Source organism: Mycobacterium sp. 23, assembly GCF_048287075.1.
Classification (GTDB): Bacteria; Actinomycetota; Actinomycetes; order Mycobacteriales; family Mycobacteriaceae; genus Mycobacterium; species Mycobacterium gordonae_B.
Genome location: NZ_JBLVUX010000005.1, coordinates 52235 through 67228 on the forward strand (window position 1 = coordinate 52235; position 14994 = coordinate 67228).

Below are 14994 nucleotides of genomic sequence, written 5' to 3' on the forward strand. Positions count from 1 at the left end.
AGACGACCAAATTAGGCGAGGGGTTAGTGATGAGTGATCAGCTCCAGCATGCGACTGAAGCATTGCGGAAAGCGCTGGTCCAGGTTGAACGCCTGAAGAAGACCAACCGCGCGCTGCTGGAGCGGACCAGCGAGCCGATCGCCATCGTCGGAATGTCGTGCCGGTTCCCGGGCGGCGTCGACTCCCCGGACAGCCTGTGGCAGATGGTCGCCGAGGGCCGCGACGTCATCGCGGAGTTCCCCAACGACCGTGGATGGGATGTCGGCCAGCTCTTCGATCCCGACCCCGACGCGCAGCACAAGACCTACGCCAACACCGGTGGCTTCGTGGACGGTGTCGCCGACTTCGACGCCGCCTTCTTCGGCATCGCCCCCAGCGAAGCGCTGGCGATGGACCCCCAGCACCGGATGCTGCTGGAGCTGTCCTGGGAAGCCCTGGAGCGGGCCGGAATCGATCCCGGCGGGCTGCGGGGCAGCGCCACGGGTGTGTTTGCTGGAATCATCGCTCAGGGCTACGGAATGTTTGCTGAGGAGATCGAGGGCTACCGGCTAACCGGTATGACGTCCAGTGTCGCCTCCGGCCGGGTGTCGTATGTCCTGGGCCTGGAAGGGCCCGCGGTGTCGGTCGACACCGCGTGCTCCTCGTCGCTGGTCGCGTTGCACATGGCGGTGCAGTCGCTGCGATCGGGAGAGTGCGACCTGGCGCTGGCCGGTGGCGCGACCGTCAACGCCACCCCGACGGTCTTCGTCGAGTTCAGCCGGCACCGGGGCCTGGCTCCGGACGGCCGGTGTAAGGCCTACGCGGGCGCCGCTGACGGAGTGGGATGGTCTGAGGGCGGCGCGGTCGTTGTGGTGGAACGGCTTTCGGACGCCCAGCGGTTGGGACACCCGGTGCTGGCAGTGGTGCGAGGAACCGCGGTGAACCAGGACGGCGCATCCAACGGGTTGACCGCGCCCAACGGCCCCTCCCAGCAACGGGTGGTGCGCGCGGCGCTGGCCAACGCCGGGCTGTCGGCGACCGACGTCGATGTGGTCGAGGGCCACGGCACCGGCACCACGCTCGGTGACCCGATCGAGGCGCAGGCGTTGTTGGCCACCTACGGGCAGGGACGCGCGGAGTCCGGACGGCAGCCGCTGTGGCTGGGGTCGATCAAGTCCAACATGGGTCACACCCAGGCCGCCGCCGGCGTCGCCGGCGTGATCAAGATGGTCCAGGCCATGCGCCACGAGGTGTTGCCGGCGACGCTGCACGTGGATGTGCCGTCCCCGCACGTGGATTGGTCGGCGGGGGCAGTGGAATTGTTGGCCCAGCCGCAGCCCTGGATCACCGAGTCGGCCCGTGCCCGCCGTGCGGCGGTGTCCTCGTTCGGGATCAGCGGCACCAACGCGCACGTGATCATCGAGTCGGCGCCGGCCGCGCAACTGCGCGAAGCCGGCCCGCAGCGCCCGGCGGTGCCGTGGACGATCTCGGCCAAGTCGGCCTCGGCTTTGACGGCGCAGGCTGCCCGGTTGGCCGAATACATCGGTGGGCGTGACGATCTGGACATCGCCGATGTCGCCTGGTCGCTGGCCGGCCGCACCGCGTTTGAACACCGGGCGGTCATCGTCGGGGGAGACCGCGACAGACTGCTGGCCGGATTGGCCGCCCTGGCCGACGATGAACCGGGCGACTTCGTCAGCGGCGTGGCCCACCCGACCGGCAAGACCGTCTTCGTCTTCCCCGGCCAGGGCTCCCAGTGGCCCGGCATGGCGGTCGAATTGCTGGACACCGCACCGGTATTCGCGCGGCAGATCGACGCATGCGCGGAGGCCTTCGCTGAGTTCGTCGACTGGTCGCTGCTCGACGTGCTGCGCGGCGCCCCCGGTGCTCCGCGCCTGGATCGCGTGGACGTGGTGCAACCGGTGCTGTTCGCCGTGATGGTGTCGCTGGCCGAACTGTGGCGGTCGATCGGGGTGCGCCCGGATGCGGTCATCGGTCACTCCCAGGGTGAGATCGCCGCGGCCTATGTCGCCGGTGCGCTCACGCTGCACGATGCCGCGAGGGTGGTGACGCTGCGCAGCAGGTTGCTGACCGGGCTGGCCGGGCCGGGCGGAATGCTCTCGATCGCATGTGGTGCCGAGCAGGCGCGAGAGTTGTTGGCGCCCTTCGGTGGCCGGCTCGACATCGCTGCCGTCAACGGCCCGTCTGCGGTCGTGGTGTCCGGCGAGGGGGCCGCGCTCGACGAACTCAGTGCGGTCTGCGTCGAGCGGGAGCTACGTGTTCGCCGTATCGACGTCGACTATGCGTCGCACTCGGCGGAGGTCGAGGCTATCCGCGGCGAGCTCACCGAGGTGCTGGCCGGACTGAAGCCGTCCTCGTCGCGCATCGCCTTCTTCTCCAGCGTGACCGGAAGTCGTTTGGACACTGCCGGTTTGGATGGTGAGTACTGGTACCGCAACATTCGCCAGACCGTGCAACTCGACCAGGCGGTGCGCAGTGCCTGTGAACACGGCTACCGGGTGTTCATCGAATCGAGTCCGCATCCGGCCCTGATCGCCGGTATCGAGGGCACCGTCAGCGCGTGCGACACCGAACCCGTCGTGGTCCCCACCCTGGGTCGCGAAGATGGCGGACTGCAACGGTTCCTGTCCTCGGCGGCGGCTGCCTTCGTCGCAGGGGTGGCCGTGAACTGGCGTGGAGTGCTGGACGGTGCCGGGTTTGTCGAGTTGCCGACCTACGCGTTCGACAAGCGCCGGTTCTGGCTGTCCAGCGAGGGCACCGGGGCTGACGCCTCCGGTCTGGGGCTGACCGCCAGCGAACACCCGTTGCTGCGCGCGGTGGTGGAGTTGCCCGACTCGGGCGGTGTCGTCCTCACCGGCCGGCTTTCTGCGAGTGCGCAGGGATGGTTGGCCGACCACGCGGTCTCCGGCATGGCCGTCTTCCCCGGCACGGGCTTCGTCGAACTGGCGATCCGCGCCGGCGACGAGGTCGGCTGTTCGGCGGTCGACGAGCTGACGTTGCGGTCACCGCTGGTGATCCCGGCTTCGGGATCGGTTGCGGTACAGGTGATTGTCGGGGCGGCCGCCGACGAGACCGGGCAGCGGGGCGTGTCGATCTACTCGCACGCCGACGTCGACGGCGGTTCGGTGTGGGTGTGTCACGCCGAGGGCACATTGCGTCCGGGCTCCGTCGAGCCCGGCGCGGATCTGTCGGTCTGGCCGCCGAAGGGCGCTGTCGCCATCGATCTGGCCGGCGGTTACGAGCGGCTGGCCGAGCACGGCTACGGGTACGGTCCGGCGTTCCGCGGGTTGACGGCGTTGTGGTCCCGGGGTCAGGAGTTGTTCGCCGAGGTGACGCTGCCGGAGGCGGCAGGCGGTTCGGCCGCCTACGGGGTGCATCCGGCGCTGCTCGATGCCGCCCTGCACGCCGCGGTACTGGCCAATCCGGCAGCCGAACTCATGCTGCCGTTCGCCTGGCAGGGCGTGACGCTGCACGCCGCGGGCGCTTCCGGGGTACGGGTGCGGATCGCCCCCGCCGGCGAGTCCGCGGTTTCTGTCGAGCTGGCCGACGGCCTGGGTCTGCCGGTGCTGTCGGTCGCTGCCATGGTGGCCCGCCCGGTGAACGAAAAGCGCTTGCGCGCGGCACTTTCCGGATCCGGACCGGACCGGCTGTTCGAACTGGTCTGGACGCCGGCAACCGCCACCGGCGGTGCCGCTATGACGCCGTATGAGATCTTCGAATCCGTCGCCGGTGACGAGGATCCGGTCACCGCAACTTACGAACGTACGCACCGCGCGCTGGCCGCGCTGCAGTCCTGGCTGACCGAGCACGAGACGGGTGTGCTTGTGGTGGCGACCAGGGGCGCGATGGCGCTGCCGGGCGAGGACGTCACCGATCTGGCGGGCGCCGCGGTCTGGGGCCTGGTGCGCTCGGCGCAAACCGAAAACCCCGGTCGTCTGTTGTTGATCGATTCCGATGCACCACTCGATGATTCGGCGCTGACAGCGGCACTGGCCGTGGGCGAGCCGCAGCTGCTGGTGCGCGCGGGCCAGATCTACACCCCGCGGGTTCGCGGCAGTCGCGCGGTCGACCACATCCTCGAACCGCCGGGCGACGGGCCGTGGCGGCTGGGCCTGAGCAGTGCGGGCACCTTCGAGAACCTGCGGCTGGAGCCGGTGCCCAACGCCGACGCGCCGCTGGAGCCCGGTTACGTCCGCGTCGCCCTGCACGCCATCGCGGCCAACTTCCGCGACATCATGATCACGCTGGGCATGTTCACCCACGAAGCGTTGCTGGGTGGCGAGGGCGCCGGCGTGGTGGTCGAGGTCGGACCCGGCGTCACCGAGTTCGCGGTCGGCGATTCGGTGTACGGCTTCTTCCCCGACACCAGCGGCACCCTGGTCCCCGGTGATGTCCGGTTGCTGCTGCCGATGCCGTCGGATTGGTCATACGCCGAAGCGGCGGCCATTTCGGCGGTTTTCACCACCGCCTGGTTCGCGTTCATGGACCTGGCACCCGTCAAGCCGGGGCAGCGGGTGTTGATCCACGCCGCCGCCGGTGGTGTGGGGATGGCGGCCACCCAGCTGGCCCGGCATCTCGGGTTGGAGGTGTTCGGTACCGCCAGCAAGGGCAAGTGGGACACCCTGCGCGCCATGGGTTTTGACGACGACCACATCTCCGACTCGCGTAGCCTCGACTTCGAGGAGAAGTTCCGCGCCGTGACCGGCGGGGCGGGCATGGACGTCGTCTTGGATTCGCTGGCGGGCGAATTCGTCGACGCCTCCCTTCGTCTGGTCGCCCCCGGTGGGGTGTTCCTGGAGATGGGCAAGACCGACATCCGCGACCCCGGGGTGATCGCCCAGCAATACCCGGGTGTGCGCTACCGCGCCTTCGACCTGTTCGAGCCGGGGCGTCCGCGCATGCACCAGTACATGCTCGATCTCGCCGAACTCTTCGACGCCGGGGTGTTGCGGCCGTTGCCGGTGACGACGTTCGACATCCGGCGCGCGCCGGCGGCGTTGCGCTACCTCAGCCAGGCCCGCCACATCGGCAAGGTCGTCATGACTTTGCCGGGCCTGTGGGCCCGCGGCACGGTGTTGATCACCGGCGGCACCGGCATGGCCGGTTCGGCGCTGGCGCGCCATGTCGTGACCCAGCACGGCGTTCGGCATCTGGTGCTGCTCAGCCGCCGCGGCCCGGACGCACCCGGTGCCGCCGAGCTGGTGGCTGAACTCGAGGCCGCGGGTGCGCAGGTGCAGGTGGCGGCCTGTGACGCTGCCGACCGCCCGGCGCTGGCCAAGGTGATCGCCGACATCCCGGTGCAGCGCCCGCTTTCCGCCGTGATTCATGCCGCCGGCGTGCTGGACGATACGGTGGTCACCTCGCTGACACCGGACCGCATCGATTCGGTGCTGCGGGCCAAGGTGGACGCCGCGTGGAACCTGCACGAGCTCACCCGGGACCTGAATGTCTCTGCCTTCGTGATGTTTTCGTCGATGGCCGGCCTGGTCGGCTCTTCGGGACAGGCCAACTATTCGGCAGCCAACTCCTTCCTCGACGGGCTGGCCGCACACCGCCGGGCACACGGGTTGCCCGCAATCTCGCTGGGTTGGGGACTGTGGGACCAGGCCAGCGCCATGACCGGCGGACTGGACGAAGCGGACCTGGCCCGGTTGGGGCGCGAAGGCGTCCTGGCCCTGTCGTCGCACGAGGCACTGGAACTGTTCGACACCGCGCTGATCGTCGACGAGCCGTTCCTGGCGCCCGCCCGCATCGACCTCGCCGCGCTGCGTGCCCACGCCGTAGCGGTGCCGCCGATGTTCCGGGACCTGGTCAACGCACCGACACGGCGACAGGTCGACGAGTCGCTGGCGGCGGCGAAGTCGAAATCGGCTCTCGCGCACCGGTTGCACGGGCTGCCGGAGGCCGAGCAGCACGCCCTGCTGCTGGACCTGGTGCGCTCCCACATCGCCACGGTGCTGGGCAACGTCGCGCCCGAAGCGATCGATCCCGACAAAGCGTTCCAGGACTTGGGCTTTGACTCGCTGACCGCCGTCGAGATGCGTAACCGGCTGAAATCCGCCACCGGACTCTCGCTTTCACCCACGCTGATCTTCGACTACCCGACGCCGAGCGGCCTGGCCACCTACATCCGGACCGAACTCGCCGGATTGCCGCAGGAGGTCACCGACGTACCGGCCGTGCGGGTCACCGGTGAGGACCAGATCGCGATCGTGGGCATGTCTTGCCGCTACCCCGGTGGCGTGTACTCGCCCGAAGACCTGTGGGACATGGTGATTCAGGGCCGCGACGTGCTCTCGGATTTCCCGGCCGACCGTGGCTGGGACCTGGCCGGGCTCTACAACGCCGATCCCGACATCGCCGGCACCTGCTACACCCGCACCGGGGGTTTCGTGGACGGCGTCGCCGACTTCGACCCCGCCTTCTTCGGAATCGCGCCCAGCGAAGCGCTGGCGATGGACCCGCAGCAGCGCCTGTACCTCGAATTGTCCTGGGAGGCACTGGAACGGGCCGGCATCGAGCCGGGCTCGCTGCGGGGCAGCGCCACGGGAGTGTTCGCCGGGGTGTACACCCAGGGCTACGGCATCGGCGCGGCGCAGGCGGCGGAAGGCTTCCGGTTGACCGGGCAGTCGTCCAGTGTCGCCTCGGGTCGCGTCGCCTATGTGCTCGGGCTGGAAGGGCCTGCGGTGTCAGTGGACACCGCATGCTCGTCCTCGCTGGTGGCGTTGCACATGGCGGTGCAGTCGCTGCGGTCGGGGGAGTGCGACCTGGCGCTGGCCGGTGGTGTCACAATCAACGCGACGCCCGACATCTTCATCGAATTCAGCCGCATGCGGGGCCTATCGGCCGACGGTCGGTGCAAGGCATTTGCCGGCGCCGCCGACGGCACCGGATTCTCCGAGGGCGGCGGGATGCTGGTAGTGGAACGGCTTTCCGATGCGCAGCGGCTGGGACACCCGGTGCTGGCTCTGGTGCGCGGGTCGGCCATCAACCAGGACGGCGCGTCCAACGGGTTGACCGCGCCCAACGGTCCCTCCCAGCAACGGGTGGTGCGCGCCGCGCTGGCCAGTGCGGGCCTGACGGCCGCCGAGGTCGACGTGGTCGAGGGCCACGGCACCGGCACGATGCTCGGCGACCCGATCGAGGCACAGGCGTTGCTGGCCACCTACGGGCAGGGCCGCACCGAACCACTGTGGCTGGGGTCGATCAAGTCGAACATGGGCCACACGCAGGCCGCCGCAGGTGTGGCCGGAGTGATCAAGATGGTGCAGGCGATGCGTCACCAGGTGTTGCCGGCCACGTTGCACGTCGACGCGCCGAGCCCGCACGTGGACTGGTCGACGGGATCGGTTGCGCTGCTGACCGAGCCGCAGCCGTGGCCGGCCGAGCCGGCCGCCCGTGCCCGGCGGGCCGGAGTCTCGTCGTTCGGGATCAGCGGCACCAACGCCCACGTGATCATCGAAGCCGGACCCGCCGCGCCCGCAGTCGAAACTGCGGGGCCGAAACCCGCGGTGCTGCCCTGGGTCATCTCCGCCAAGTCCGCCCCGGCGTTAGGTGCCCAGGCGGGCCGGCTGGCCGAATACCTGGGCCGGCACGACGAACTTGACGCCGCCGACGTCGGCTGGTCCCTGGCCGGCCGATCATCCTTCGAGCACCGCGCCGTCGTCATCGGCGACGACCGGGACCAGCTGCTGGCAGGGCTGTCCGAGCTGGCCGACAACGACGATGTCCGCACGGTCGTCCGCGGTGTGGCACAACCGGGCGGCAAGACCGTCTTCGTCTTCCCTGGCCAGGGTTCCCAGCTGCTGGGCATGGGCATGGGCCTGCACGCGACCTACCCGGTGTTCGCCGAGGCCTTCAACACCGTTGTCGGCGAACTGGACCGCCACCTGCTGCGGCCGCTGCGCGAGGTGATGTGGGGCCACGACGAAAGCGTGCTCAACACAACCGAATTCGCCCAGCCGGCGCTGTTCGCGGTGGAAGTCGCGTTGTTCCGGCTGCTGGAATCCTGGGGAGTGCGGCCCGACTTCGTGATGGGGCACTCCGTTGGCGAGCTGTCGGCCGCGCACGTTGCCGGCGTGCTGTCGCTGGAGAACGCCGCGGTCCTGGTCGCCGCCCGGGGCCGGTTCATGCAGCGGCTGGAGACCGGCGGCGCGATGGTCGCCGTACAGGCCACCGAGGAGGAGGTGCGGCCGCTGCTGACCGCCGAGGTCAGCATCGCTGCTGTCAACGGCCCGGCGTCGCTGGTCATTTCGGGTGAGCAGCAGGCGGTGCACGAGGTCTCCGAGCGCCTGCGGGCCGAGGGCCGCCGGGTGCATCAGCTGGCCGTTTCGCACGCCTTCCATTCCCCGCTGATGGATCCCATGGTCGACGAATTCGGCTCGGTCGCGGCCGGACTGCCGATCGGACAACCCGCGATTCCGGTCATCTCGAACCTGACCGGGCAACTGGCCGGCGACGACTTCGCCTCGGCCGCCTACTGGAAGCGTCACGTCCGGGAAGCGGTGCGCTTCGCCGACAGCATCCGTTACGCGCAGTCAGCCGGCGCGACAAGGTTTTTGGAGGTCGGTCCGAACGGCGGCCTGACGGCGTCGATCGAGGAGTCGCTGCCCGACGTCGCGATCACCACCGCCTCCGCGCTGCGCAAGGACCGGCCCGAACCGGCCACGCTGACCACCGCGGTGGCTCAGGTTTACGTCGCGGGTGCGGCGGTGGACTGGCGTGCCGTCCTGGGACAGGCGAACTTCGTCGAATTGCCGACGTATGCCTTTGAACGACGCCGATTCTGGTTGTCCAGCGGCAACGCCGCCGTCGATGCCGAGGGCCTGGGCCTGGCTCCCGGTGAGCACGCCCTGCTGGGGGCGGTTGTCGACCTGCCGTCCTCGGGCGGGGTGGTGTTGACCGGCCGGCTGTCGGCGGCGACGCACGGCTGGCTACGGGACCACGCGGTGGGTGGCGTCGCCATCTTCCCGGGCGCGGGATTCGTGGAGCTGGCCATCCGTGCCGGGGACGAAGTCGGCTGCACGACCGTCGACGAACTCACCCTGGCTGCCCCGCTCATCTTGCCCGAATCCGGGTCGGTCGCAGTACAGGTCGTCGTCGATGCCGCCGACGAATCCGGTTCGCGCGGCGTATCGGTGTTCTCGCGGGCCGAAAGCGGCTGGCTGTTGCACGCCGAAGGATCCGTCAGTTCCGCTCCGGCACAACCGGTCACGGATCTGTCGACCTGGCCGCCGGCCGGCGCCGCCCAGGTAGACGTGACCGGAACCTACGAGCGGCTGGCCGAGCGCGGGTACGGCTACGGCCCGGCCTTCCAGGGACTGACCGCCATGTGGCGTCGCGGCGACGACCTCTATGCGGAGGTGAATCTGCCAGATACGGCGGGGTTGTCGCCCACGGGGTTCGGCGTGCACCCAGTCGTACTGGACGCGGCACTGCACGCGATCATCGTGGGCGCCAACGACAGTCTGGAGCGCGCCGACGGCGTGCTGGTGCCCTTCGCCTGGCAGGGCGTGTGCCTGCATGCGGCGGGCGCGTCGGCGGTGCGGGCCCGCATCACGCCGACCGGACCGTCGTCGGTGTCGGTGGAGTTGACCGACGCGCTGGGGTTGCCCGTCCTGTCGGTGGCCTCGATGGTGGCGCGTCCGGTGACCGAGCAACAGCTCAAGGCCGCGCTGTCGGGCTCGGCCGGTGACCGGCTGTTCGAGGTGAACTGGTCGCCTGCGCCTGCCCTCGGCACCGGTGGAACCCCGCCCTACCAGGTATTCGCGTCCGAACCCGTCGCGGGCGACACCTTGGCCGCGGTGTACACCGCCACCCATCGTGCGCTGGACGCCGTGCAGGCCTGGCTGGCTGAGCACGACTCGGGAGTCCTGGTGGTCTCCACGCGCGGCGCGATGGCCCTAACCGGCGAGCGCATCAGCGACCTGGCCGGAGCCGCGGTCTGGGGTCTGGTGCGTTCGGCGCAAACCGAGCATCCCGGCCGAATCGTGTTGGTGGACACCGATGTGCCCATCGCCGAAGAGGAGGCGGCAGCGGTCCTGTCGGTCGGTGAGCCACAGGTGTTGTTGCGCAACGGCACTCCACACATCGCGCGCGTGCACGGCAGCCGCGCGGTGCGCGGCCTGCTGGCGCCCCCGGGCGACGTTCCGTGGCGACTGGGCATGAGCAGCCCGGGTACGTTCGAGAACCTGCGGATGGAGCCCATTCCCGACGCGGACGCCCCGCTGGGCCCGCGGCAGGTGCGCATCGCGACCAGTGCCATGGCCGCAAACTTCCGCGACGTCATGATCGCGCTCGGCCTCTATCCCGACGAAGCCGCGGCCATGGGTGTCGAAGCGTCGGGAACGGTGATCGAAACGGCCCCGGATGCCGGTCTTTTCCAGGCAGGGGAGCGGGTCACGGGATTGTTCCCGGAGGGCACCGGGGCCGTGGCGACCACCGACGAGCGGTTGCTGATCAAGGTTCCGGCCGGGTGGTCGGACACCGACGCCGCCACCGCGCCGGTCGTCTTCGCCACCGCCTACTACGCGTTGAAGGTGCTGGCGGATGTGCAGCCCGGACAGCGGCTGCTGGTGCACGCGGCTGCCGGGGGCGTGGGTATGGCGGCCGTCCAGCTGGCCCGGCACTGGGGTGTCGAGGTTTTCGCGACCGCCAGCAAGGGCAAGTGGGACACGCTGCGTGCCATGGGCTTTGACGATGCACACATCGGCGATTCGCGAAGCCTGGACTTCGAGGACTCTTTCCGCGCCGCCACCGGTGGGCGTGGTGTGGACGTGGTGCTGGACTCACTGGCCGGCGACTTCGTCGACGCCTCCCTGAGGTTGGTGGCACCGGGCGGGGTGTTCCTCGAGATGGGCAAGACCGACATCCGCGACGCGGCCGAAATCGCCGAACAAGGGGTTCGCTACCGCGCTTTCGACCTGTTCGAAGCCGGGCCCGACCACATCCAGCGGATGCTCGCCGAACTGTCCGAACTCTTCGCCGCCGGCGTGCTGAAGCCGTTGCCGGCCACGGTGTTCGACGTGCGCCGGGCGGCGGCGGCGCTGCGCTACCTCGGCCAGGCGCGCCACGTCGGCAAGGTCGTGATGAGCATGACCTCGGGCGTGGGCGAGGGCACCGTGCTGATCACCGGCGGCACCGGGATGGCCGGATCGGCCTTGGCCCGGCATCTGGTGCACCGGCATCAGGTGCGCCGGCTGCTGCTGGTGAGTCGTCGTGGCCCGGATGCCCCGGGCGCGGCGGAGTTGGCCGCCGAACTCAAGGCCGCCGGCGCCGACGTTCGTGTGGTCGCCTGTGACGCGGCCGACCGGGCAGCGCTGGCCAAGGTGATTGCCGATGTCCCGGCGCAGCATCCGTTGTCAGCGGTGATCCACGCCGCCGGAACGCTCGACGATGCGGTGGTCACGTCGTTGACTCCCGAACGCGTCGATGCGGCGATGCGGGCCAAAGTGGATGCGGCGTGGAACCTGCACGAGTTGACCCGCGACCTCAAACTGTCGGCTTTCGTGATGTTCTCGTCGATCGCGGGACTGGCCGGGGCCTCCGGTCAGGCCAACTACGCAGCGGGCAACTCGTTCCTGGACGCACTGGCCCTGCACCGCCAACAACACGGGCTGCCCGCCGTCTCGCTCGGATGGGGACTCTGGGATCAGGCCAGCAGCATGACCGGAGCGCTGGGCGCGGCCGATCTCGCCCGATTCGCACGGGACGGGATCGTGGCGATGGGGTCCGAGGAAGCGCTCGAATTGCTCGACACCGCTCTGGTTGTCGACGAGCCGTTCCTGCTCCCGGCGCACATCGACCTGGTGGCGCTGCGCGCCAAGTTCGACGCCGGAACGTTGCCGCCGATGTTCGTCGACCTGATCAACGCGCCGGCGCGCCGTCAGGTGGACGACTCGCTGGCTGCCGCCAAGTCCAAATCGGCACTGCTGCAACGGCTCGAAGGCCTCGACGAGGCGGAACAGCACGCCGTTCTGCTGGATCTGGTGCGGTCGCACATCGCCACCGTGCTGGGCAACACCACACCCGAGGCCATCGACCCCGACCGGGCGTTCCAGGAACTGGGCTTCGACTCGCTCACCGCGGTCGAGATGCGCAACAGGCTCAAAGCCGCAACGGGGCTAGGGCTTTCGCCGACGCTGATTTTCGATTACCCGAACTCGGCGGCCCTGGCCGGCTACTTCCACCAGGAACTGCTCGGCGCGGCACACCAGGATGCACAGCCCGCGGCGGCACCCGGCGAAGAGGAGCTGCGGCGCGTCGTGGCGTCCATCCCGGTCAAGCGGCTGCGGCAGGCCGGCGTGCTCGAGCTGCTGCTGGCGCTGGCCAACGAGAGCGACGGCGACCGCAACGGCGCTGCCGGCGCGCCGCAGGACGAGTCGGCCCGCAAGGACCTCGCGGACATGGACCTCGACGACCTGGTCAACGCCGCCTTCATGGACGACGACGAGTGAGAATCACCGTCACCGGCGCGGGCGGCGTGCTCGGCCGCGGCCTGGTTGCCAGGCTGCTCAGCGAGGGTCACGAGGTGACCGGTATCGCCCGTCGGCGCCCCGAGAGCTGGCCGAGCGCCGCCCGTTTCGTCGCCGCGGACATCCGGGACGCCGACGCGGTCGGCCGTGCGATCACCGGTGCGAACGTCGTGGCGCACTGCGTTGCGGCACGGGGCGACGACCACATCCGGGGAGCCGCCAACGTGCTCGCGGCGATGGCCGAAAACGGCGGCGGCCGAATCGTTTTCACCTCTTGCTCGCAGGTTTACGGCGCTGCGCCGCGGTCGGCGACCGAGGACGACTCGCTGAGCCCCACGACGTCCGACGGGCTGCACGCGGCCCGGGTGGAGCGGATGCTGGCGGACTCCGGATTCGAATGGGTAGCCGTCCGGTTACCGCTCGTGGTGGGCCGCGGCGTCGACAACCGATTGCGGACTCGGGCGGCTCTGCCGGTGCTGTTCACAAGGTCCGCCGATCACCGCATCCAGGTCGTGCACACCGACGACGCACTGCGGCTCCTCAACCAGGCTATTCTGCAAGACGAAATCATCAGTGGCGCAGTCAATCTCGCCGCGCCGGGGGCGCCCACCATGCGGCAGGTCGCGGCGGCGCTGCGGCGACCGATGGTGCCGGTCGGGCCCAGGTGTGCGGGTCCACTGATGGACACCGCGCGGCTGCGCGACGAGTGGCATTTCGAACCGGCCTGGACCGCGCAGGAATGCTTGGAGGACTTCTCACTCGCGGTGCGCGGGCGGGTCGGACTGGGCAACCGGGTGCTCGCAGTGCCCTGGCGGCTGGCCCCGATCCAGGATCTGCCCGCCGTCGACACTCCGGCCGACGACGGCGTCGAGCCGAAACTGGCTGGGCCCGAAGCCGAGAACGGCGAATTCGACACTCCGATCGACCCGCGCTTCCCGACCTTCCTGGCCACCAACCTCTCCGAGGCGTTACCTGGCCCCTTTTCGCCGTCGTCGGCGTCGGTCACCGTGCGGGGCCTGCGCGCCGGCGGAGTGGGCATCGCCGAGCGGCTGCGACCCGGCGGTGTGGTGCAGAAAGAAATCGCGATGCGCACGGTCGCGGTGTTCGCCCACCGACTCTACGGCGCCATCACCTCGGCACACTTCATGGCCGAGACGGTGCCGTTCGCCAAGCCCGCGACCATCGTCAGCAACAGCGGGTTCTTCGGTCCCAGCATGGCGTCGCTGCCGATCTTCGGTGACGAACGTCCGCCTTCGGAAACCAACCCCGTCCGCAGGCGGCTGCGCACCGTCCGCAACATCGGCGTCTTCGGGGTGAATCTGGTGGGCCTGAGCGCCGGTTCTCCGCTCGACACCGGCGATTACCGCGGTGATATCGAACGACTCGAGCAACTCGTCGGCGACGACCTCAACCGACTGGACGACGGCCGGCTGCTGAGCCTGATCCTGCTGGCGCGCGACCACGTGGTGCACGGGTGGCTGCTGGCGTCGGGATCATTCATGCTGTGCGCGGCCTTCAACGTCCTGCTGCGCGGGCTGTGCGGGCGCGAGACGGCTCCGTCGGCCGGACCGGAACTGGTGAGTGCCCGGTCAGTGGAAGCCATGCAGCGGCTGGCACTGGCGGCGCGCCGGGACCCGACCGTGCTGCGGGTGCTCGCCGAACCCGGCGAGCGCCTGGACAAGCTCGCCGTCGAGGCGCCGGAGTTTCATCGTGCGGTGCTCGACGAACTGGCACTGATGGGACACCGGGGTCCGGCCGAAGTGGAGATGCTGTCGACCAGCTACGCCGACGATCCCGAGCTGCTGATCCGCATGGTCACCAAGGCGCTGAGCGCCCCGCCGGCCCCGGAGCCGCGTCATTCTCCGATTCCGTGGCGCGCCAAACTTGTTGCGTTGCTGGCGGCGCGACAACTACGCGACCGGGAGGTGCGGCGCGACCGGATGGTGCGCGCCATCTGGGTGCTACGCGGACTGCTGCGCGAGTACGGCCGCCGGTTGACCGACTCTGGCGTGTTCGCGGCTGTCGACGACGTGTTCTACCTTTTGGTCGACGAACTCGACGCGTTGCCCGCCAACGTTTCCGAGCTGATCGCCCGGCGCCGCGCCGAACAGCGCCGACTGGTGGCCGTTGTCCCGCCCACCGTGTTCAGCGGCCACTGGGAGCCCACCACGTCGGCTCCGGTGGTCCTGGGCGGCGGCGACACCCTGCGTGGCGTCGGCGTGTGCGGCGGGCGGGTACGCGGCCGGGTGCGGATCGTGCGACCCGAGACCATCGACGACCTGCTGCCCGGTGAAATCCTGGTCGCCGAGGTCACCGACGTCGGGTACACGGCCGCGTTCTGCTATGCCGCCGCGGTGGTCACCGAACTCGGTGGACCGATGTCCCATGCCGCCGTCGTCGCCCGCGAGTTCGGCTTTCCCTGTGTGGTCGACGTCCAGGGGGCCACCCGGTCACTGCCGCAGGGGGCACTGGTCGAAGTCGACGGCGCCACCGGCGAAATCCGACTGCTGGAGCCCTGACC

The 14994-nt window shown here is 69.8% G+C and carries 2 protein-coding genes; both read left to right on the top strand.

The features are described 5' to 3' along the window. Nucleotides 1-29 precede the first annotated feature (29 nt). The gene (locus ACNQS7_RS01630) at nt 30-12455 is read left to right on the top strand and encodes a type I polyketide synthase (RefSeq protein WP_418011151.1); all 12426 of its coding nucleotides are present in this window, start codon (nt 30-32) and stop codon (nt 12453-12455) included. Beyond that, nucleotides 12452-14992, top strand: coding sequence for a PEP-utilizing enzyme (locus ACNQS7_RS01635; protein WP_418011152.1), 2541 nt, complete (start codon nt 12452-12454; stop codon nt 14990-14992). Before ACNQS7_RS01630 ends, ACNQS7_RS01635 begins: the two co-directional genes overlap by 4 nt. Nucleotides 14993-14994 lie beyond the last annotated feature (2 nt).

What these genes read in the sequence shown, in the direction of transcription:
- ACNQS7_RS01630 (WP_418011151.1), top strand. Translation starts at nt 30, where the DNA reads ATGAGTGATCAGCTCCAGCATGCGACTGAAGCATTGCGGAAAGCGCTG.